We start from the raw sequence: 22894 nt of genomic DNA on the forward strand, positions 1-22894 counted from the left end.
GGCCTACGGCACCAGCATCACCTTGACCGTGCCGCGCCCTGCCGCGCCAGTGACCTGCGCCACATAGGCGCCTGCCGCGACGCGACGCCCGGCATCGTCGCGCCCGTCCCAGAAGACGGCCTGCGAGCCCGCGGCGCGGGTTGCGTCGACCAGTCGCCGCACGAGCCTGCCGCCCACGTCACGCACCATCACCTGCACCGGTCCGTCCCCATCCAGCCGCCAGCGCAGCCACGTGCCCGGGTTGGCCGGGTTCGGCTGCGCCGACACCGGGATCGCGCGTTGCAGCGGCAGTCCCGGTACGCCCGTCGGCGCCAGGTACTCGTAGCAACCCAGGTCCACCTCGAGGCCGGCACGGCGCGGATTGCCGGCCAGGTCCACCTCGGGCAGCCAGGCCTGCGCGGCGGTGAGATCGCCGGCATCGATGCAGGGCGACGCCCCGCTGAGCAGCCCGCGGGTGTTCCACCGTGCCAGGAACAGCGGGTCACTGTCCATGCCGCCGACACCCAGCCCGTACCCTTCCACGTTGCAATGGTCGATGTCGGCACTGCGCGGCTCGAGGATCTGGTGCGGCTCGTGATGGTTCGTGACGTTGCCGTAGACGATGCAACCGGCGTAGTGCGGCCGGGCGTGGAAGTGGTCGACGGCGCCGGCAGTGCGGGCGTAGATGTCGGCGTTCACGGCCTGGTTGTCGATGAGCGTGTCGTGCACGAAGCGCGGCGCGGCATGGCTGACGTAGGCCGCCCCCGCGCGGGTCCAGGCGGTGTTGTCATGCATCAGCACGTTGACGAGCAGCGGCGTGGCGCCGTAGTGCGCGACCAACGCGCCCCCGCGTGCGCCGGCATTGTGGCGCAGGATGCTGCCGGAAATCTCCACGCTGCCGGGGCCGACCAGGCGCAGCGCACCGCCGGCGCCGTCGGGGCAGCGTCCGCCCACGCGCGGTGTGTCGTCGTCGGGCCCGTGGCCGGGCACCGCCTTCGCGTGCTGCAGCACGCAGCCGCGCAGGAACGAGGGCGGGTTATCGGCCGGGACGTTCAGGAAGGTGATGCCGCCCCAGCTGCCGGCAGTGTCCGGCTCCGTCGTGAAGTCCTGCGGATGGGCCGTGTCCCAGGTGATGGGCGCCGTCGGCGTTCCCCAGGCCTGCAGGGCGCCGTCGCGCACCACCAGTCCGTGGTGCCCCGTGAAGCGGATGCCGGCACCGGCCGCCACGGTCAGCACGGCGCCGTCACGGATGACCACGTCGCTGCCCACCGTCACCGTTGCCGCGTCCCAGACGGTATCGACCGCGATGTCACCGCCGACGTTCAGCGTGGCCGCTCGCGCGGCGCCGGGCTCGCGGCGATCAGGCACTGCCGCGCCGGAAGCCGAAGCGTCGAGGGCCACAGCCGCCGGCACGATGCGCGAACCGTACTGCGGCGCGCGGACGGGATGGAAGTCGCCGTGCTCCGGGTCGCGCAGACCCGGATCGCTGCCGAGGATGTTGTTGTGCGGTGCCGAACCGGCATCGTCCCACGGGGCGGGAAGCGTTCAGCTGTACTCTCAGAGAAAGCCGAAATGGCGAAGCGGGTCCTCGTTGGCCCGCGGCTCGCTGTGCCAGGTCCAGTTGTCGCGCAGGTCGGGCAACCCGAAGGCATCGGTCTGCACCGAGATGCCGAAGGCGAGGCCGGTCGGCAGGTGGAGGCCGGTGATGCCGCTCCAGATCACGACGTCCTGTCCGGTGTCGACCGGATCGACGACGAGGTTGCGCTCGCAGGTCACGCCGGCGCCGGCACCCATCAGGCGCACGGCGTAGTCCACCGGCCGGTAGAACGTGCAGTAGCGGACCGATCCCGACGGCACGCGATCCACGGCCAGCGTCCTGTCGCCGACAAAGCGCACGCCCCCGTCCAGCACGATGCAGTCCTGCATGTCGAGCCGGTTCGTGCAGAACGAGATGCGGATCGACTGCCCCTGCAGGTCGAGGACGGCCCCGTTGCCGGCGATCATCACGTCGAGCCCGAGTTCGGCGTCGATGAACTGCGCCTGGTCGTCGTCCCAGGTGGCGCCGACCTGCAGGCCGCCCGTGTAGATGCGACCTGTCTCGAGTTCCAGGAAGCGATCGTAGCCGTCCCGCGCGGGCGCCGTCTCGTAGACCGATTGCAGCGACAACGGCGGCGGGGCCGCGCGCAACGCGCACGGCAGCGAAACCAGGGCGATCGTGACGGCGACACGGAAGATGTTCGGGATGCGCACGCGGACCTCCGGGATGTGCAGGCACCGCTACCGATTGTAGCATCCGCCATCGCCCGACAGGCAGGAAACGATGGGCAAATATGCCCGTTGGCGGGGGCCGCATGCAGGTCGAAGAAAGCGGATGGGATTTCCCGGCGCGCTACCCGCGCCGGGCATCCCGCCTGTCCGCAAGCAGCGAACAGGCCACGCCGATGCCGAGGATGGCCAGGACGACCAGCAGCAGCAGGGCGTTGAAGTGCTCGCCGAGGATGCTCTTCAGCCAGCCGGCGATCAGCATCTTCACGCCGACCACGAGCAGCACCAGCGCCAGCGAGACCTTCAGGTAGCGGAACTTGTCGACGGCCCCGGCCAGGGCGAAATACAGCGAACGCAGGCCGAGGATCGCGAAAACATTGCTCGTGAAGACCAGGAACGGGTCGCCGGTGATGGCGAAGATCGCCGGGATCGAGTCGACGGCGAAGATGAGGTCGGTGGTCTCCACCATGACCAGCGCCAGCGCCAGCGGCGTCAGCAGCAGGGCGCCGGGGCGCGCCTTCTCGACCACTTCGTCGCGCAGCACGGCGGCGCCCGGCACTTCGCTTTCCTTCGAGGCGGTGGTCCCGGCCCGCACGATGAAGTGCTCGCCGTGGAAGCGCGACGTGATCGGAAACAGCCGGCGCGTGAGCCTGACGACAGCATTGTGTTCGGGGTCCGCATTCTCCGTCTTCATGAACAGCATCTTGAACGCGGTGCCGATGAGGAACACGGCGAAGACGTAGAGGACCCAGTGGAACTCGTGGATGAGCTTCGCGCCGACGGCGATCATCGTCCCGCGCAGGATGAGCGCGCCGAGGATGCCCCAGAACAGAACCCGGTGCTGGTACAGGGCCGGCACGCCGAAATAGCTGAAGATCATGACGATCACGAAGATGTTGTCGACGCTGAGCGACTTCTCGACGACGTAGCCGGTGAGGTACTTGCCCAGTGCGGTGCGGCCGTCGTTGGCGGCGCCATCGACAACGTCGATGCCCAACCCGAGCCCGAACCAGTGGGCATCGTAGGCGAACCAGATGAAGATGCCGAACGAGAGCCCCAGTGCGATCCAGAACGCCGACCAGCGGAGGGCTTCCTTCACGCCGATCACGTGCGCCTTCCGGTGGAAGACGCCCAGGTCCAGGGCCAGCATCAGGAGCACGAAAGCGATGAAACCCGTCCACACCCAGATCATGCGCCCTGTCTCCCCGGTTTCCGTTCGGTCGCTGTTGCGGCCCAGCATCGTAGACGAGGTCCGAATGGCGCGCCATCGGCACGCCGTGCCCGGCGGAACCCCGTCACGGCGCTCAGAGTGAAACACGGCCCCGGGACGGGCGATCCTGCGCTTCCGGTCGAAGATCTCACCCAAATTGATACACAAAATCAATATTGGGTCAATGTTTGCGTAATATTTGTTGTTTCGTGCGTTTTTTTAGTCTAGAATCATGACTGTCCCGGGGGCTCGGCCATCAACCGCCCCCGGCAGCGCATCCCGGTCCCGCATCCCTCGATGCCGGAAAGCAGAGGCCACCGTGTCGCATCTTCGAAAGAACCCGCTGGTGTCGGCAGTATTGATCCTGATCGTGCTGGCGCCGGTCGCGGCGCTGGCTGACCAGCAGTACGGGTACGCCGTCGATGTCACCGCCGGCAGCGCCGCGCGCGTGGACCTGCCCGTGGACGCCGCGGTGGACCTGACCGCGTTCCTGGCCGGCATCAGCGGCACCCTGGACCCGAACGCCTTCCAGGTCGTCGAGATCGACAGCACCGGCGCCGTCCTCGACCCGGCAGTGCCCTTCCAGTTCGATGCCGCCGCCGGCTTCGACGCCGCCACGAACGCGGTGGGCAACCTGGTCTTCGTCGTGAACGACACGACGCCGGCGCAGGGCTCGCGCCACTATCGCGTGCTCTTCGATGTGGTCGGCGCCTGTGGCGGCTGCCCGGCCCCGCCGGCCGTGACCGTCCCGACGACGCTCGACAGCCTGCAGTACGAAGGCCAGCTCACCTACCTGGTCAGCACCGAGCGCGCCGACTATTACTACCATCTCGAGGGCGGCGGCTTCGCCAGCATCATCGACAACGAAGGCCATGACTGGCTCAGCTACCATTCGGAAGTCGGCAGCTTCGAGCGTGGCGAGTACCGCGGCATCCCCAACATGGACGTGAGCCGCGAAGGCATCAGCACCGGGAGCTTCCACCCCGGCGACCACGCCGTCACGACGACCCTGGTGGGCCACGGCCCGCTGAAGGTGACCTTCCGCTCGGTCTACGACAATCCGCTGTACCGCTGGAGCATCCTCTGGGAGATCTACCCGACCTTCATGCGCATGACCGTCGAGGAAGCCGGGGCCGACAACGCCGGCAATTACTGGCTCCTTTACGAGGGCACGCCCGGCGGCTCGCTGGACACCGGCGATGTCGTCGTCACGTCCGACGGTTCGAGCAGCAGCGCCGCCGACAATGCCGAGCAGTGGATGACGGTGATGACCGACCCGCAGTGGCTGTACTACCTGGACACCGCCGGCTCGCGTTACCTGTTCCTCAGCGACGACAACGGAGACGATGCTCCCGACGCGCACCGCAGCATGGGCTCGACCGACGGCGGCCCGAACGCCGGCATGGTGATCTTCGGCTTCGGGCGCGTGCTCGAATGGATGGCCGATGCCCTGGTGCCGAGGATGTACGGCGCCGACCGCACCTTCACGATGGGCCTGGGCGAAAACAACCTGACGGCGGCCGCCGATATCGCGTGCGTCACGGAGCCGGTGACGGTGACCGTCGGCGCGCCGCTGGGCGGATCGAGCGCCGTCGGCGATGCGCTCCCGCACGGCCCCGTGCTGGGTCGCAACCACCCCAATCCGTTCAACCCGGCGACGACCATCAGCTTCTCGCTCGTGGAGCGCGGCCCGGTGAACCTGTCGATCTTCGATGTGTCGGGGCGTCTGGTGCGCACGCTCGTGGATGCGGACCTCGAGCCCGGCACACATGCGGTCAGGTGGGACGGCCAGGGCCGCGACGGCCGGTTGGCCGCCTCCGGGACCTACCTCTACCGGCTCAGGACCGGCGGCAGCACGCTGGCCGGCAAGATGACGCTCGTGGAGTAAGGCCGGCCCGCGCGGAACAGGCCCGGCAGCAACATGGTCGCCCCGTCACTCGAACCGGATGTCATCCAGGTAGAAAGTGACGGGGCGCCCGCGTCCCGCCATCGACCACACGAATGGCGTCTTGATGCGGGTCAGGTCCCTGTCCTTCAGGTCGATGCTGTAGCGCTTCCATTCCCGGCCCAGCTTCACGCCCTTCAGTTCGGCCTTCGTCGTGTCGGGATACTTCCTGTCCGAGCCGAGCAGGCCGACGCCGAAATCGAGGCGTTCGCCGCCCTCGCTGCCGCGCGCCCAGAAGGTGAGCTTTCGCGCGCCGGTGAGGTCATAACCGCCCGGCTTGTCGCCCCAGTCGCCGGTCGGGTGCTGCCAGGCCACGCCGACCCACATGCCCGGCGCATCGTAGAGAACCTCGAGGCAGGTCTTGCCGCTGTGGGGCTCAACCGTGGATTCGGCGTCGAGCTTCAACGCGTCGGTACCGCCCATCCAGCCCGAGGGCACCCACGGCAGGGCAGCGTCGTCGGCGTAGACCGCCAGCGGCAGCTTGGCCCGCGCGCCGCCCGGCTCGCCTTCCACCTTGAGCGGCACGTTCGCGGTCGCCGCCGCGCCGGCGCCGTCGTGCGCCGTCAGGTAGAGCCGGTAGAGCCCGCCACCCGGCATCACGAGCGTGGCGCCGCTCGCCGATGAGGCGGTGATGATGCCGTCGAGCTCGAGCGGCAACGGCTGTGCATCGCCGCCGGTCATGTACTCCGGCGCTTCGCTGCGCACGAGCCATTGGACCGTTACCCCGGCCCCTTCGGGATCGGCGACCTCGAGTTCGACCCGCACCGTGTCACCGCGTTGCACGACATCGGGCCCCACAAGCCGGAAGGCGCGGATCTCCGGGCAGAGGTTGGCGGGCGGGCGGCCGCTCCACAGCTCGGTCATGGCGTCCACGGCGGCGAGCTTCTCGCCCGTCGGCAGGAACATGCCGTACCAGCTGGATGTGGCCTCCATCTTGGATCCCCAGATGAACGCGAAACCGCCCAGGCAGAGCCCTCGCGCCTCGAGGCAGCCCTTCGTGAAGGCATCACGATAGATGGCGGCCTTCTCGGTGCTGGTCCGCTCGGGAGGCGCCCCGAAGCTCGTCAGGCCGATCTCCCAGACTCCCGGCGGCCCGAACTCGGTGATGATGATCGGCTTGGTGCCGCCCAGCCTGCGGTAGCGCTCGGGCACCGACGGCAACCCGCCGTAGGAGTTGATCCCCATGATGTCGATGTCCGGGCACAGGCTGTGGACGGCCTGCACGCGGCCGCCGCCGATCTCGGCCGTCACGGTCATCACAGGATGGTTCGGGTCGAGCTCCTTGATCATCGCCGCCACGGCCTGGACATGCTTCCAGATGGCGGGATTGTCGCCCTCCGCGAAGCCCTCCATCTCGTTGCCGACAGCCCAGAGCAGCAGCGCGGGATGGTCCTTCCAGGCCAGCACGTCGCGGCGCACGCGCGCAAGCTGCTCGGCCGTCGCCTCGGCATTGCCGTAATCGAAGCCGTGCCGCTCGTGCCCGAGCCAATGGCCGATGACGACCGTCAAACCCAGGCGCTGCGCCTCGTCCAGCTGCTGCCCGAGGTCGGGGCCCACGCCCCAGGTGCGGAAGGTGTTGGCGCCGGCCGCGGCCAGCATGTCCTTCGGGCCGCCGCCGCCGGCGCCGTAGATGTAATACGGCTGGCCGTCGCGCAGCAGCTCCCACTGGCCCGGCGCGGTCTCGACGACTTGTACCGACACGGCTTGTCCCAGGGCTGCCTGCGCGGCCAGGAGCACGAAGGCGAAGGTCGACGCGACCCTCAGCAGCGAGATCATGCGCATGGCTTGCCTTTCTTCCGATGCCCTGAACGGTCCGATGCCGACGCTGCTCAGCCCTTCCTCATCGCCAGGATCACACCGAGGTCCGTTGCCGCCTCGTAGCGGGCAAAGGCCTTCTCCTTCGTGTCGATGCCGTGGATCGACATGCGGTCGGCCAGTTCGTTGCCCTCGAGCCCGGTGTGCCCGTTCACGTGCAGCACCTGCACCGACTTCTTCAACCTCGTGTAGAGCGCGTAGGCGGGCTGGATCAGGTCCAGGTTCTTGATGTCGCCGCCCGGCTTCTTCCAGCCCTTCTTCTCCCAGCTCACGGCCCATTGCGTGACGCACTGGATGGCGTATCGGGAGTCACAGAAGATGGCGACCGTCACCTTGCGCTCGATCTCCTTCTCGGCCATCAGCAGCGCCTGGTGCAGGGCATTGAGCTCGGCGGTGTTATTGGTGCCCCGCGGGTTGTAGAGGCCGTACCAGAGCTCGTCGACCAGGCCGTCGCGATAGACAGCCACGCCCGAGCCCGCCTGTCCCGGGTTGGGCTCGCAGCCGCCGTCGGCGAAGATCTTCGTCTGCACGGGAAGTTCGGCGACCTCGGCGGCGCTGTAGGTGCGAGGGACCTTGCCGGTGGGCCTTGCGGCGGCTTTGTGGGACTTGCCGATCGAAGCCTCGCTGCTGCCACGAAAGGCCGCCTCGGCCTCGGCCCGGGTCTTGAACGACTTGTAGCGGGCCCCGGCGAACTTGTCGATCTGCGCCTTGCAGCGGTCCCAATCGGTGAAGATCCCGCGCTCACGGCCTTCCCAGACCACATAGAATTTCTGCGCCACCGGGGTGCTCCGTCTTCAGGCTGGATGTCAGGCAATCTGCGCCGGGACCGGCGCCGCGAAGGCGACGCTACACAGACACCGCGGCTGGAGTCAACCCCGACTCCGTGGAACGCAGTCCGTGCCCTGCAACTTGCGCCGGCGCAAGTCGCCTTGCCACGAAGATCGGCACCGCCACTCGCGCGACGGTGCCGTGCCGTTCCCATTCGACCGTCTACCCGCCGTCGCGCGCCACCGGCACCTGCAACTCGGTCACGTACGCGGTCGGACCGCGCCCGGACCCGGGACCGACCAGGTACACCTCGCGATCCGGCCCGGTGATGTGGTAGCCGTTGCTTTCCACCCAGCCGAGCAGCGCCGCGTAGGCGTGGCGCAACTCCTCGTACGGGCCCTGGTGCACGGTGCAGGCCAGGCACGGCTCGGCCGGGAGCTCCCGTTCAAGCACGCGCGGGTGCGGAGGCAGGCGGCCCGCGAACGGCGCCGCCACCTCGATGTCCACGTCCTGTTCGCGGTACTCGCCGTCGTGGTACAACGCCAGCGGCGGTCCGGTGAACTGCAGTCGCGAGCTGCCGAGGAAGCCGCACAGCTCGCCGAAGAGCCGCTCGATGTCGGGATAGTGCGGGACCGTGTCCCGCAGCGCCGCCACGCGCAGCGCCGGCGCACTCTTGATCGTCACGTCGTAAGCGGGCATGTCGCCCTCCCTTTCGATCCGCGCCAGGTAGGCCTCGACGCGCGCAAGCCGCGTTAGACCGTCCGCGATCTCGCGCTCCAGCTGGGCGCGCCGCAGTCGCAGCATGCCGCGGATCTCGACCAGGCCCGGCTCCTCGTCCAGCAGATCACCGATCTCCTGGAGTGTGAGGCCGAGGTCCTTGAGGGCGATGATCCGCTGCAGCCGCGGCAACTGCGCAGCCGAGTAGAAGCGGTAACCACTTGAGCGATCGACGCGGGCCGGGACGAGCAGGCCACGCTCGTCGTACAGCCGCAGCGCCTTGACCGTCACCTGCGCCAGCCTTGAGAACTCACCGATCCTGAACACATGCCCCTCCCGGATGGGGACTGCGCAAGCCTGCGCGGACAACCATGGAGTCTCCCCCGGGGGGAGAGTCAAGCGGCCTGCGGATGCTGCCTCAGGCGCCAGTTCACGAGCGCAGCCAGGAAGGCCAGCGATGCCATGAGCCGCAGCGTCCACGAGATGCCGACGGGGACCGCGTCCGGGCCGTGATGTGCCAGCGCGGTGGTGTAGAAGGCGCCGGCAAGTCCCACGCCCAGGACCATGCCGACGTTTCGCGACGCCGCCAGGACACCGGAGGCGATGCCCCGCCGGTGGGCCGGCGCCGCGCCGAGCAGCTGGCTGTTGTTGGGCGCCACGAACAGCCCGATGCCGAAGCCGACCACGACCATCCCGAGGATCACGACCCGCACCGGCGATGCGGCTCCCAGCGTGGACAGGATCCCGAGCCCGGCTGCGAGGAACAGCAGGCCGGCAACGACAAGGATGCGCGTGCCGTAGCGGTCGGAGAGCGTGCCCGCCGCGGGCGCGGTCGCCATCATCACGAGCGGCTGGCACATCAGCAGCAGCCCCGCAGTTCCGGGCGCATAGCCCCTCCAGGCCAGGTAGTAGGGAAGCAGGAACAGGACGGCGAAGATGGTCACGTAGGTGAGCATGGCCGTCCAGACCGCGCCCGAGAACAGCGGCAGGCGAAAGAGGGCGAGGTCGAGCATGGGCTCCGGCACGCGACGTTCCACGGCGATGAAGGCACCCAGCGCGACGACGGCAACCACGGAGAGCCCGCAGATCGGCAACGACGCCCAGCCCCAGTCGTGCCCCTTGTTGAGCGCGAGGAGCAGCGTGAGCAGGCCGACGAAGAACAGGGCGGCTCCCGCAATGTCGAAGCGCGCCCGCGACACGGCCGGGCGGTCACGCTCCACGGACCGCCACGCCAGCCAGCAGCCGAAAGCGCCGATGGGAAGGTTCACGTAGAAGACCGAGGCCCAGCCGAAGTGCGTGGACAGGAATCCGCCGAGAGGCGGCCCCGCGGCCAGGCCGAGATACGTCATCACGGCCTGGAGCCCGAGGGCGCGACCGCGCTCGGCAGGCGGAAAGCTCGCGCTCAGGATCGCGGGCGCCGTCGCGTACAGGAGTGACGCGAACAGGGCCTGGAGCGCGCGGGCGGCGACGAGCCAGCCGAGCGTCGGCGCCAGGCCGCACAACCCGGAGCTGAGCGTGAAGCCGGCGTACCCGGACAGGAAGATGACCTTGTGCCCGCGCAGGTCGCCGAGGCGACCGGCCACGAGCAGCAGGCCGCTGACGACGAGCAGGTAGACCGTCACCACCCACTCGACGTCGGCAACGCCCGCACCCAGCGACCGACCGAGCAACGGAAGCAGCGTATTGACGATGCTCCCGTCGAGGGCAGACATGAACGTGCTGATGCCGATCGCGATCAGGACGGTCCATTTCCGCGGCAAATGCTCGCTCATCAACCTGGCCTCTCGATCTTCCGTGTGACTCCGGGTCCCTGCCATTCACCCGAACGGAAGACCACGATAAGATTCCTGTTCGGCACCTCCAAGGACCTGGAGAAGAAATGCCAGACGTCAATAGTAGGATATCCCGCACCCTCGATCGACAAGTCATCGCACCGACGCGAATCGCCACTCCCAATTCGAGAATGTGCTTGCAGCCGCTCCAAGCACTCCTGTAGGATCAAGCTTCCTCGCCAGGAATCGTGTGGATCTGCCATGGGGTCGATGGTCCCTCGCCATCAGCCACCGGTCTGCCGGCGTCCACCCGGAAGACACCCACGATATTTCTGGAAGGGGCTCGCTCATGTTCAGCAAGACCATGCGCATCGGCGGCATTGTCATCTCCGCGTTGCTGGTCATCTCCATGATGATGGTGACGGGATGCGATCGGGAGCTCGGGACGATGCCGTCGATGACGGACGCCACCCTCGAGTCCGACACCTTCGGCGATGACGGCCCGCGCGTTCCCTACGTTGAAGGCGAAGTGATCGTCAAGTTCGCGACGGGCACCAAGGCCGCCGCCCGCGGTGCTGCGCTCGCCGCGGTCCAGGGCAGCGAGTCGTCGCGCATCCTGACGAAGGCGATGCAGGACGGTGGCGACCGTGAAGGCCTCACCATCGTGCGCACCCTGATGGACGCGCCTTCGGCCGCGCAGGTGCTGGCCGCCCAGCCTGGCGTCGAATATGCGGAGCCCAACTACTGCTACTACCACGATGCCGTCTCCAACGACACGTACTACACCAACGGCTCGCTGTGGGGCATGTACGGCGACGCCACCACGCCCGCCAACGTGTACGGCAGCCAGGCGGGCGAAGCCTGGGCCGCCGGCCACACGGGTTCGGCCAGTGTCTTCGTGGGCGAGATCGACGAGGGCATCATGTTCACGCACCCGGAACTCGCCGGGCAGGTCTGGACGAACCCCTACGACCTGGTGGACGGGATCGACAACGACGGCAACGGCTACATCGACGATATCCACGGCTGGGACTTCGACGGCAACAACAACACGATCTATGACGGCTCCATCGACGACCACGGCACCCATGTCGCCGGCACGATCGGCGCCAAGGGCGGCAACGCTCTCGGCGTGGCCGGCGTCTGCTGGAACGTCCAGATCATCTCGGGCAAGTTCCTGGGCAAGCGCGGCGGCACCTCGACCAACGCCATCCTCGCCCTCGACTACTTCACCGACCTCAAGAGCCGCCACGGCCTGAACATCGTGGCGACGAACAACTCCTGGGGCGGCGGCCTGTTCTCGCAGGCGCTCCAGGACGCGATCGAGCGCTCCAACCAGGCGAACATCGTGTTCGTGGCGGCGGCGGGGAACGCGACCGTGAACACCGACGTCACGGCCAGCTATCCCTCGTGCTACCCCAACGCCAACGTGATCGCGGTGGCCTCGATCACCTCCACCGGTACCCTGTCGAGCTTCTCGAACTACGGCCTGACCACCGTCGACCTCGGGGCGCCCGGCTCGTCGATCTACTCCACCATCCCGAGCAAGACGGGCGCTGCCAGCTACGCGTCGTACAGCGGCACCTCGATGGCGTGCCCGCATGTGACCGGCGGCGTGGCGCTCTACGCGGCAACGCACCCGGGCGCATCGGTGGCGACCATCAAGGCGGCTTTGGTGGGTAGTGTCGTTCCGACGCCGGCCCTGGCCGGCAAGTGCGTGACCGGCGGCCGGCTCAACGTGAGCGGCTTCTAGGTCGCGGAAAAAAAGGACTCCGGCTCCGGTCACCCTCTCGGGCGGCCGGGCCGGAGTCCTTGTTCCCGGCTGGCCTACTTCACCAGCATCAACCGCCGCACCATCTGCTGCGCCCCTGCCTGCAGGCGGCACACATAGCTGCCCGAGGCCACGGCGCGTCCGCGGTCGTCCTGTCCCTGCCAGACCGCTTGGTGGCGGCCGGCAGCGAAATCACCCGTCAGCAGCGTCGCGATGCGCCGTCCGTCGAGGGAGTAGACCGCCAGCTCGACGGGGCCCGCCTGCGCCAGCTCGAAGGACACCGTGGTGGCCGGGTTGAACGGGTTGGGATACGGAGCGTGCAGGACAGTCGCCGCCGGAACAGTCGTCGGCAGGTCCACCGCGCTGACGATGCCGTGGGCGATCGACAGCACCTGGTCGGCGGCCACGGCCACGCGCACGGTGCGGGTGCCGTCGGGCCAGCGCACGATCACGCTGTCGGCGACCGCCGATGCGCCCAGGCCGAAGGCCACCCGGCGTGCGTGCTGGGCCAGGCTCTCGCCGCCCGCCGACACCTCGCGCAACTGGCTCACCCCGCCGGCGACGACGCGCACGCGCGCGCCGATGGCCTCGAGGTTCGGTGCCTTGCCCGCCAGGTCGAGGTGCAGCCAGTGCCCGCGCGAGACGATCGTGTTCCGCAGCAGGACATTCGCCTGCCCGTCACGCGAGAGGTAGAGATCGAGGCCGCCGTCCCCGTCGATGTCGCCGCAGGCCACGGAAGTGGTCGGGCCTGTCGCGACGGCAGGCAGGTACGAGGCGGTGAATCCGCCCGCGCCGTTGCCGAACAGCAGCAGGTCCGGGGCGTTGAACCGGGCCACATAGATGTCGAGCCGGCCGTCGTTGTCGAGGTCGGCCATCGCCACGCCGCGGCCGGGCCCTGCGTCGCCGAGGGCCGGACCATCCAGGATCGAGAAGTACGTTCCGTCGTTGCGGTAGCAGACGTCGGCCTGCCCGTCGTTCACGAGGTACAGGTCCAGGTCGCCGTCGTTGTCCAGGTCACCCCAGGCGGCCGCCTGGCCGGAGCTGCCGTTGGCCATCAGGCCGCTGTTGAAATACGCGACTCCACCCGCGTTCTGGACGAGCTGGTTCGCCTGCCACGACATCACGCGGTAGACGTCCGGGTCGCCGTCGCCGTCACTGTCGGCCCAGGGTGCGGCATTGCCGGCCCCGACCGTCTGCAACGCCGCAATGACCTGCGGGAAGAACGTGAACGCGCCGAAGCCGATATTGCCCAGCGAACGGAAGATCTGGCTCGCGGTGCCGTTGTTCACCAGGAAGATGTCGAGCAGGCCATCGCCGTCGTGGTCGCACCACGCGGCAGCACGACCGGCGCCGGCGTCCTCGACTCCGAATTGCGCGATATTCGTGAACACGCCGGTGCCGTCGTTCGCCAGCAGGTAGTTGGCCTGCAGGTCGCGCGTCAGGTAGACGTCCTGGTCGCCGTCACCGTCCATGTCGGCCCAGGCGGCGGACATCGTCGGACCGGCGTCGGCCAGCAGCCCCGTGGCGATGCTGGTGAACGACAGGCCGCCATCGTTGCGCAGCAGGCGATTGGCCGACTCGCGATTGCAGATGTAGATGTCGAGGTCGCCGTCGTTGTCGACGTCGACCAGCGTGACGCCGCGGCCGGCGCCGGTATCGCCGACGCTGCTGTCCCCGGCCGTGACGAACGGCGGATTCGTGTACACGCCGGCAAAGGCCGGCGGCGTGCCGGTGGCTGAGACCGTGGCCGTCACGACGGACGGCGCCGGCGATGACCAACCCGGCACCGGCAGCCAGGTCAGCGTGTAGTCGCCTTCGTCCGAGACGAGGAGACCCGCGTCGCCCGACCCCGTCACCAGGTAGCCGTTCGGGCCTTCCAGGCGCCACGGCGCAGCCAGCCCTGCAGGCTGGATCGCGATCGACACCGACAGCGATCCGGGCGCTTCGCGGTAATTGAACGTCATCGTCGGGCCGGAAGCGCTGATCTGGTCGAGATACACGGGCGCATCGGCGCCGCTCCACCAGGTAGCGGCCGGGCTGGTCTCGGGAGTCAGCAGCACGTGCGTCGGCGCCGCCCAGAGGTCCGTGTTGTCGCCCGCGCCGACGTGGTTCTCCAGGTCCCACCGGCCGTCGGCCTGCACGAGCGTGCAGAAGTAATGGCTCGTGGGCGTCTGGTCCTGGTCGCTGTTGCTGCCGTTGGTGTCGACATGCCAGACCGCCAGCCCGACGTCGGGAAGCGACGCGTCGCGCCCGCTCGCCTGGCGATTCTCGATCATGTAGTACTCGTTCGCGCGGGCCGGGTTCGCGACCTTGTAGAACTGGTTGACGCCGGCCGTGACCGGCAAGGCGTTGCTGATGCCGGTCAGGACGGTCAACGAAGACGTCCAGCCGGCGAGGTCCTTGAGCGGCGCGCTCGGCTCGACCGGGTTGTTGGACGGGCCGGAATTGCACATCAGGCAGAAGCGGCCCACGCCGGACGAGTCGCTGTCGTAGTCGTAGAGGTCCGGCCAGAAGCACAGCATGTGGCCGTTCTCGTGGCAGAACGTGCCCAGCGAGAGGCCCGAGCCGATGTTCGTGATCTGGTAGCGATTCGTGGACACACCGTCGGCGGCGTAGGAGATGCTGCTGCTGTGGGGCCACAGGCCTTCGGACCAGCCCAGGGACGGCTCACCGGCGTAGAAGGCGTTGAGTGCGTCCACATAGCCGTCGCCGTTGCTGTCGTACTGGCTGAAGTCGAAGCCGCTGTTGTTCAGCGCGACCAGCGCCGCCTGGATCAGGATGCGCGCACCCTGGCCGTAGGGCATCGCCGTGCTGTCATAGTACGATTTCGGCTGCGGGGCGCGGAAATAGGCCGTCGGCACGAAGTTCGTGTAGGTCAGGGCGCCGTCCGACACATCGTGGAAATAGTCGCGCACCGAACCGTTGTTGCCGTAGCCCGTGTAGCCCGGCTGGTTCAGGTAGGCAGCGAAGTTCGCGGCCGGCACGGTGGCCGGCTGGTCGCTGAAATCGATGATCAGGGTGATGCCCTGCACATTGCCCGTGCTTGCCGGCTCCAGGGCCTTGGCCTGCTTGCCGGCGAATTTCGGCAGTTCCGCACCGAGCCGATCGCGCGCCGCCTGTACCTGCCGCGCGCGCGCCGTAGCCGGCAGCCTGCGGTGCTTTTCCAGGCCGAGGCCGGCGACGGCGGCATCGCCGGCACGCACACCGGTGCTCACGAGAGCCTCACCGTCGGCCGCGAGCACGGCGTAGCAGATCACGCCCGTGGCCTTGTCACGCACCAGCGTGTAGCCGTCGAGCGATTCGATGTGCTGGAAGTACTCGTCGCCCCAGACCAGCACCGGCACCTTCGTGCCGTCGGGCTGCTCCAGGTCGAAGCGGGCGCCATAGTGCGGCGCTGCGGTTGCGGCGCCGGAGGCCAGCAGTGAGATGCAGGCCAGGACGGCCGCGAGGATCAGCGGAGCTTGGGCGAAGCGGCGCACGGGATCTCCTGTGGACAGGGGACTTCCTGCGGACATGGGACGTCCTGTGGTAACGAGGCCTGGGATGAAGATACTATTATACACTGGCGGGGCCCACCAAAGGGGGCCGATTGCATCGGCAATCATCACGAGGCTGGGATAAAGTTCCCGAAATCGCCCTGCAATCGCTATTTCACCAGCGTTGCCGTGCGGCTGTACTGCAGCCCGGCGGCGCGCAACCGGTAGACATAGGTCCCGGAAGCGACCGCACGCCCGTCGTCGTCGTCGCCGCGCCAGGTGACTTCGGTGCGTCCCGCCGGACAGGCTCCATCGATCAGGGTGCGCACCAGGCGGCCACGCAGGTCGAGAACGACGAGTTCGACGCTGTCGGCATCGCGCAGCTCGAAGGCGAAGGTCGTGCGCGGATTGAACGGATTCGGGGCGTTCGGCAACAACGCCGCCGCTGCGATGGCCGCCGCGCCCGGAACCGGGGTAAGCGCGCTCCCGTCGTGCAGGAACCGGATCCATTGCTCCGGCGCGACACGCGGATAGGCGGCGGTCCGGCCGGTACCATCCTCGGCCTGGATGTAGTAGCTGCAGGAGTCGATCGCGGACACCGCCGGAATCACTGCCGCGAATTCATGCGGCGTGGCCGTGGGCGTCATCTCCAGGGACGCCCAGGCGCCGGCGCCGTGACGATAGTGGAGCCGCGTTGCGGTGAGCGGCTGGTCGCCATGCGCGCGGATGTGCGCGACGACCGTCACCGGCCCGGCGGGCTGGTCGGCAATGACGGGCACATGGGCGACGCGCAGCATGTCACGATCCATGATGCCGATGGCGCGGCAGTGCAGCGCATCGTCGGTCAGGAACCCGCTGTAGTAGTAGCCCCGGACGTTGTAACCCGGCGCGGCGGCCCGGTAGGCTTCGAGCGCCTGCTGGTCGTAGGTCGCGTTGCCGAAGAACGGCACGTAGATGTTGTCGTTGAGGATCAGGCTGTTCGTGTAGGCCGCCGGCTGCGTGTTGGCCAGGGCATAGCAGAAGACGCGCCGTACCTGGTAGTTGCGCCCCGTCGACGAAGGCAGCGAGGCGAGCAGGGTCGCGCGCTGCTCGAGCGCCGCGTACGTGTAGTGACCGGCAGACGTCTGCTTGACCAGCACCGTCTCCTCGTCGAGGAACTTGGCCCAGCAATCGATGTGATGGATGCCGCCGGCTTCGATGTCCTGCACCACGCTGTAGTTCTCCACGCCATAGTAGTCGAGCATGAGCTGGTCGACCGCGGCGTTGTCCATGCCGTTGTAGACAGCCGCCTCGGAGTAGACGAGGTCGGTCGAGGCGCTGAACAGTGCGCCGTCGGTCATGTAGTTGCCGCCCGTGTGGTACATGCTGTGCGTGTGGACGGGGATCCCGTAAGCCTGCCCGAAGTACAGGGGGATCAGGTCGTCACTGGGGCGCAGCGGGCGGTTGTATTCATGATCGATGATGGCGATCTCGCCGTTGCCGTCGAAAACGAACCAGGGGCCGTAGTCGCGCGTCCAGATCGAATTGCTCGGCTGGCCCAGGAACTCGACGTGGCTCATGTCGACGCCGTTGCCGGACAGTGCGGTTGTTGCCGCCGCCTGGGCGCCCGCTGCCGCGATCACGTGCAGGATGGCGTCGTCTGCGAAGTCGCGCAGCAGCGCGTAGGGCAGCCCGAAGGGATAGCGGACCAGGACGCCGGAGGCCGGCTCCCATTCCGCGCAGTTGCGCACGGGAGCCACGGGCGGCGGGTCGTTGCGCAGTTCGGATTCGGGGCGCAGTGCCCCGCCACGGCGCCGGAATTCGAGTTCGGCGCCGGTTTCGCGGTGCGGCAGGAGCGCCTCGCGGCCCTCAAGGTCCCATTCGAAGGATTCCGGCGCGCTCTCCGGAAACGGCCGCTGACTCGGCGGGGACTCGGCAGCAAGGGCGCCGGCAGCCAGCAGCGCGGCGCCGATCACGACGAATCTTCCGGTGCAATTCAAGGTGTCCCCCCGGGTTCGGAACGCACATCCGGATGCACCAGGATGCCGTTGCCTCGATTCACCATCGCAAGCGTGCCTAGTGTATCAGGCTTTGAACCGGCGATCCAGCCCGGCGGCCGCCCGGACGCCGCGCCCGGCGCCCCCGTACACCGCGAGTGATGCACCGCCCCTTGCGGCAACCGGCCGACGGCGATTTATAGGATCCGGACAATCGCCTTCACCCATCCCGCAACGGCGGAGACAGGATCATGGACACTCATCGCAACCTCGGCCTGGCCGCAGCCGCCTCGCTGGCCCTCCTGCTGGCCGCTTGTGGCGACGCGACTGATCCGCCGCCGGCGCCGACACACGACCTCGTCTTCGAGGGCGTCCTGGACTCGGTGCCCGAGCTGCTGATCCTCGACAGCGACACGGGCGATGTGCGGCGGCTCCTTCCGGAAGGCATGATCGCGACCGATCCGCAGCCGTCGCCCGATGGCGCGCGGCTGGCCTTCGTCGTGGCCGACCTCGACGACGGCATCGGCGACATCTTCATCGTGAACCGCGACGGCACCGGACTGCTGCAGTTGACCTTCGACGCTGAACTGGACGACCAGCCGACCTGGGCGCCGAGTGGCGACCGGCTGGCGTTCCGCAGCTACCGCACCGGGCGCGACGGCGACATCTGGCTCATGGATGACGACGGTGGCAACCTGGTCAACCTCACGCCCGACCCGCTGCCCGGCATCACCGACGAGCGCCACCCGGCGTGGTCACCGGATGGCGCCCGCATCGCGTACATCAGCACTGCCGGGGGAAACATGGACCTGTGGACCATGGCCGCCGACGGGTCCGACAAGCGGAGGCTGGTCACGACCATGGACCTGGAGGCCGAGCCGAGCTGGTCACCCGACGGCGCGACCATCGCCTACCGGTACAGCTCGAATGCCACGGGCTCGGACATCCACCTGATTGCGGCGAACGGCGGCGCCTCCGTGCCCGTGACTCTGGCGGGCGATCAGCGCATGCCCACGTGGACGCCGGACGGCCTGCGGCTGGTCTTCGTCAGCCAGGCGACGCCCTTCGCGCGGCCCGACATCCACACATCCCGCCTCGACGGCAGCGACCTGCGCCCGCTCGTCACCGACGCCGTGCCCGGTGGCAGCACGAATCCGGCGTTCCTGAAGCGCCTTCCGCGCTGAGCGTTCCGGGCGGAAGGTCGCCTTGATTGCTCCCCCGCGGCCGCGCAAGGCCCGGTTTGACCGCACCAGATCGGTTGTGCATTATCGTGCCGTTCGCGAGCGCCGCCCGCCCGCCTGGATCCAGTGTCGAGACGCAAGGACGAAGACCATGGGACGTGCCTTTGAATACCGCCGGGCCGCCAAGGAGCGCCGCTGGGACAAGATGTCCAAGCTGTTCCCCAAGCTGGCGAAGTGCATCACCGTGGCCGCCAAGAACGGCGGGACGGATCCGGAGATGAATGCGCCCCTGCGCACCGCGATCCTGAACGCCAAGGCGCAGAACATGCCCCGGGACAACATCGAGGCCGCGATCAAGCGCGCCGCCGGCAAGGACGCCGCCGACATCACCGAGATCAACTACGAGGGCAAGGGCCCGCACGGCGTGCTGGTCTTCGTCGAGTGCGCCACGGACAACACCCAGCGCACCGTCGCCAACATCCGCAGCTACTTCAACAAGGTCGGCGGCCAGCTGCTGCCGAGCGGCTCGCTCGAGTTCATGTTCGACCGCAAGGCCGTCTTCGAGTTCGCCAAGCCCGAGGGCATGGCGCTGGAAGAACTGGAACTCGCGCTGATCGACGGCGGCCTGCAGGAACTGGCCGAGAACGAGGGCACCGTCTACGTCTACGGCGACTACAGCGATTTCGGCAGCCTCGCGCAGGCGCTCGAGGCACAGAAGATCGAGGTGACCAAGGCCGGACTGCAGCGTATCCCGCAGAATCCTCAGGAGTTCAGTGAGGCGGAGCTGGCGGATATCGAGAAGCTGCTCGACCGGATAGAGGATGACGAGGACACCCAGGCGGTCTACACGAATATTGCCTGAGGCCCTGGAAACCTCCGCTCGGATCCGGCTCCCGGTATTCATCGGGGGCCGGACATGTCGCGACTCGCGATCGTCCTCATTGACCTGAAACCGGTGCAAGTCCCCGATGCGCCGCCGACTCAGCCCGGCGGCGCCCCGTCGACGATTGAACCCCAATGACCCCCGCGGCCGTGATATGATGAATACTGTCCTGATTCGCATCGCCCACCTCCGTCCTCAGGGGTCCCCACATGCGCCGCCTTCGTTTCGTGGCCTTCCTGCTCGCCGGCTGCCTGCCGGCGCTCGCGCTCGCCCAACCCGCCACCTGGGTGACGCCGGCCGGCGGCGAGACCTGGACGCCGGGAACCGCGCACACCCTGGCCTGGACCGGCGGCGCGCCGACCGTCTTCGGCATCGCCGCCTACGCCGTGCCGGGGCCCGCGGTCTGGCCCATCTCGCCGCAGATCTCGAACACAGGGTTCGTCACCTGGAACCTGCCGACGAACCTGCCGGCAGGCACCTACATCCTGACCATCGGGTTCGTGGGCGACACCTCGTACAACAGCCAGCCGATCACGATCAGCGGCACCCCGCCGTCGTGCCTGGTCGGTTGCTACCTGCAGTCCGCGAGCACGATCACGTCGCAGGGCGGGTTCCCGCCGATCGGCGCCTGCGCCTTCACGGCCCAGGGCGCCCTTGATGCCGCCGCAGCGCTCGCGACGGCCCAGATGGAGAGCCAGTGCGGCGAAGGCTACTCGCTGGATCCGGGCAGCATCGTCATGGACGTCACGCTGATCCCGACCGGGGTCTGCTACGCCGGTTTCTTCGGAACGTTTGTTGCCGAAGCGTCGGGGTTCGGGTGCTGCTGCCCGGATGCGGTGCCGAACGAGGCGCAGTCGTGGGGCAGCCTGAAGGCGACCTTCCACTAGAATGCGTTGGTGACGGTTGATTGAAGAAGAAGGCCCGCCGCTCCTGCGAGCAGCGGGCCTTCCCATTTCCAGCGAACCGACTACCGAAAGATCGACTTCACCGAACCCCAGGTGGTCGATTCCGTCGGGACGATTGCGCAGTCGGTGTACACCGTGGCGCTCAGGATGAGACCGCTGATCGCGCAGCCGGCATCACGCTGGTACACCGAGAGACTGTTGGCGCCCACGTTCAGCGGGACGTTGTAGGCGACCGCACTGTACTGCGGACTGGAACCGGGACCGCTGAACGCCGCGCCGAGGTCCACGCCGTTGATGTAGACGCCGCCCGGGTTGGGGCCGGGGTACGACGGGACGTCGCCCAGGAAGTCATCGACAGCCCAGCAGATCCGGATGCTGTCGGCGATGGCGCACTCCGAGTCGAACGGCGCGCAATACAGCACCGAAACGCCGGCGCCCCAGCAGTTGACGGGATCGGAGCGGCCCGAGGCGATCCAGCGCGCAGCGGGATCGCAGGGCAGGTTCGTGACCCAGGGCCCCCCGTACGAATCGATGACCGACGCCGGCGGCCCGGCGCACGCCGCGGCGAAATCGGCCGGCGCGAACGGCGTGGGCAGGATGGGCTGCCCGCAGGTCTGGTTCGGCGCGTAGAAGCGGAACAGGTCATCGTTGCCGCCGCAGTTGCCCGGGACGCCGCCCACCTGGCCGGTGCGGATGACGGTGGTGGCGGCGAACGCGGAACCGGCGGCAACGAGCAGGGCCAGGACGGCTAACATCAATAGAGATCTGCGCATGGGGCGCCTCCTCTGGTCGAAGCGGGTGCAGTCCCCCTGCCGCGCCCAGGGAACCTCCCGGGCGTAGGAATGATCAGGGGGCGGCAGCATACCCTAAAACCAGATAAATTTGATATTTATTCAAGATCCGCGCCGAACCGCAACCAGCAGACTATCGCAGCAGCACGGCGCTCTGCGTGACCGTGACACCGTCGGCAGTCAGATGGTAGAGGTACGTGCCGCTCGGCAAGGGGCGGCCGCTGTCGTCCCGGCCGTTCCACACCGCTGTCCGTGGACCATCGGGCAACGAGCCGTCCACGAGGGTCCGCACGCGTCGCCCGCGCACGTCGTGCACGGTCAGGCGCACGGATGACGGACGGGCAAGCGAGAAGCGGATACTCGTTTCGCTGGTGAACGGATCCGGGAAGTTGGGCTGCAGCGCAAAGCGGTTGCCCTCGGCGCTCTCGACCGCAGAAGCGGTTCCGCACGGCGCATTACCCAGCCGCCAGATTGCGCCCGAAGTGTTCCCCACCCAGGCCTCCTGCACGCCACATTCGAGCCCGAGCCCGCTAAGGCCGGTGACGCCGGCAGGCAGGGTATGAATCGCCACGAAGTCGCCGGCAGGCGTGAACTCGGCGAGTCCCGTCTCGGAACTGCTGACGACGAACAGGTTCCCGGTACTGGTGGAAACGTCGAGGTCACCGAAGTTCACATCGAAGTCGGATTCGATCGAGAACGAGTTCAGGACGACTCCTGTCACCGGGTCAATCTCGGCGACGAGATTCCCGAGGGCTCCCGAGGGCACCCGGTCCTGGACGAGGAAGAACACATTCCTGATGGGATCGTAACCGCCGCCCACGACATGGCTGGTCCCGAACCCCGTGACGAGAACGTCGAGCACCGCTCCCGTGCCCGGGTCCACGGCGTAGATCTCCGCTACGCCCGCTTCGCCGTTGATGAACAGCAACGTGCCTTGCGGCACCGTCGTGGTGTTCAGCGTCAGTTCCTCGGGCGCGAACTCGATGTCGACGTCGTTGGCCACTTCGCCTGGGCGGACAATGGAGGCCAGAAAAATGCCGTTCGAAGTGTAGCCATCGATGGTGGCACCCGAGCACGGGTACACCCAGATGTTGCCGGAAGTCGGGTCGACACCCAGGCCACAGAGTCCGCCCGACTGTGACGGATTGAACTGGTCACCGATGACGATCTGGGCCAACGCGGGCCGGTTGCCGCCCAGGAGGGCCAGAACGGCCAGCGGCAAAAGCACTGTGCGGATCATGTCTTTGCCCTTCCGGCAGCTTGTCCCCTGACGAATGGACCGGAATGTCCCGATCACCAATTCGGGATGATAGTAGTCCAATTTAGGGGCTCGCAGGGAAAAAAACGGGAATCTCGCGTCTGCAGGCCGGACTGCAGTTGAGTCGGCCGTGTGACCGGGTCACCCGGCATGGGACATTGTCGACGGGTCTCCAGTGGCGT

16 protein-coding genes are annotated in these 22894 nt (G+C 67.9%); 5 read left to right on the forward strand and 11 right to left on the reverse strand.

The features are described from left to right. Nucleotides 1-3: 3 nt before the first annotated feature. The 3 genes from IPG61_16480 to IPG61_16490 form a co-directional block, all read right to left on the reverse strand. Nucleotides 4-1392, reverse strand: a complete 1389-nt coding sequence (locus tag IPG61_16480; GenBank protein MBK6735636.1) for a hypothetical protein — start codon at nt 1390-1392, stop codon at nt 4-6. A 144-nt stretch (nt 1393-1536) separates the two neighbouring features. Next, entirely contained in the window at nt 1537-2229 is a 693-nt protein-coding gene (locus IPG61_16485; GenBank protein MBK6735637.1) for a hypothetical protein, read from the reverse strand. Nucleotides 2230-2368: 139 nt separating this feature from the next. After that, a complete protein-coding gene (locus tag IPG61_16490) occupies nt 2369-3436 on the reverse strand; it encodes a TerC/Alx family metal homeostasis membrane protein (protein ID MBK6735638.1) in 1068 nt (355 codons plus the stop codon). A 337-nt stretch (nt 3437-3773) separates the two neighbouring features. Between IPG61_16490 and IPG61_16495 the strand changes: the two genes are divergently transcribed. Further along, the gene (locus IPG61_16495; protein MBK6735639.1) at nt 3774-5342 is read left to right on the forward strand and encodes a T9SS type A sorting domain-containing protein; all 1569 of its coding nucleotides are present in this window, start codon (nt 3774-3776) and stop codon (nt 5340-5342) included. Between the two features lie 45 nt (nt 5343-5387). Here IPG61_16495 and IPG61_16500 read toward each other — a convergent pair whose 3' ends face one another. The 4 genes from IPG61_16500 to IPG61_16515 all read right to left on the reverse strand — a co-directional run bounded on the left by IPG61_16500 (nt 5388) and on the right by IPG61_16515 (nt 10471). Then, nucleotides 5388-7181 carry a hypothetical protein gene (locus IPG61_16500; GenBank protein ID MBK6735640.1) on the reverse strand — a complete coding sequence of 598 codons (1794 nt, stop codon included), beginning with the start codon at nt 7179-7181 and terminating at the stop codon, nt 5388-5390. A 47-nt stretch (nt 7182-7228) separates the two neighbouring features. Beyond that, entirely contained in the window at nt 7229-7993 is a 765-nt protein-coding gene (locus IPG61_16505; protein MBK6735641.1) for a viroplasmin family protein, read from the reverse strand. 211 nt (nt 7994-8204) lie between these two features. After that, nucleotides 8205-9026, reverse strand: a complete 822-nt coding sequence (locus tag IPG61_16510) for a MerR family transcriptional regulator (GenBank protein ID MBK6735642.1) — start codon at nt 9024-9026, stop codon at nt 8205-8207. 68 nt (nt 9027-9094) lie between these two features. Then, nucleotides 9095-10471: an MFS transporter gene (locus IPG61_16515; GenBank protein MBK6735643.1), complete on the reverse strand. Its 1377-nt coding sequence runs from the start codon at nt 10469-10471 to the stop codon at nt 9095-9097. A gap of 364 nt (nt 10472-10835) precedes the next feature. Between IPG61_16515 and IPG61_16520 the strand changes: the two genes are divergently transcribed. Next, nucleotides 10836-12224, forward strand: a complete 1389-nt coding sequence (locus tag IPG61_16520) for a S8 family serine peptidase (GenBank protein MBK6735644.1) — start codon at nt 10836-10838, stop codon at nt 12222-12224. 74 nt (nt 12225-12298) lie between these two features. On the opposite strand, the gene IPG61_16525 is transcribed toward IPG61_16520, so the two are convergent. After that, nucleotides 12299-15721, reverse strand: a complete 3423-nt coding sequence (locus tag IPG61_16525; protein ID MBK6735645.1) for a M6 family metalloprotease domain-containing protein — start codon at nt 15719-15721, stop codon at nt 12299-12301. Between the two features lie 167 nt (nt 15722-15888). Further along, on the reverse strand, nt 15889-17673 hold the full coding sequence (locus tag IPG61_16530) for an agmatine deiminase family protein (protein ID MBK6735646.1): 1785 nt from the start codon (nt 17671-17673) through the stop codon (nt 15889-15891). A 272-nt stretch (nt 17674-17945) separates the two neighbouring features. Between IPG61_16530 and IPG61_16535 the strand changes: the two genes are divergently transcribed. From IPG61_16535 to IPG61_16545, 3 genes are all read left to right on the forward strand, one after another. Next, complete coding sequence (locus IPG61_16535) at nt 17946-18878, forward strand: PD40 domain-containing protein (protein ID MBK6735647.1); 933 nt, start codon at nt 17946-17948, stop codon at nt 18876-18878. 148 nt (nt 18879-19026) lie between these two features. Beyond that, nucleotides 19027-19737 (forward strand): YebC/PmpR family DNA-binding transcriptional regulator, encoded by a 711-nt coding sequence (locus IPG61_16540; GenBank protein MBK6735648.1) that lies wholly within the window; start codon nt 19027-19029, stop codon nt 19735-19737. A gap of 230 nt (nt 19738-19967) precedes the next feature. Beyond that, complete coding sequence (locus tag IPG61_16545) at nt 19968-20645, forward strand: hypothetical protein (GenBank protein MBK6735649.1); 678 nt, start codon at nt 19968-19970, stop codon at nt 20643-20645. An 80-nt stretch (nt 20646-20725) separates the two neighbouring features. Here IPG61_16545 and IPG61_16550 read toward each other — a convergent pair whose 3' ends face one another. Together IPG61_16550 and IPG61_16555 are read right to left on the reverse strand one after the other, a co-directional pair. Beyond that, nucleotides 20726-21436 (reverse strand): hypothetical protein, encoded by a 711-nt coding sequence (locus tag IPG61_16550; GenBank protein MBK6735650.1) that lies wholly within the window; start codon nt 21434-21436, stop codon nt 20726-20728. A 151-nt stretch (nt 21437-21587) separates the two neighbouring features. Continuing rightward, nucleotides 21588-22694, reverse strand: a complete 1107-nt coding sequence (locus tag IPG61_16555; GenBank protein ID MBK6735651.1) for a hypothetical protein — start codon at nt 22692-22694, stop codon at nt 21588-21590. Between the last annotated feature and the right edge of the window lie 200 nt (nt 22695-22894).

It is taken from the genome of bacterium, assembly GCA_016703265.1.
GTDB lineage: Bacteria > Krumholzibacteriota > Krumholzibacteriia > LZORAL124-64-63 > LZORAL124-64-63 > CAINDZ01.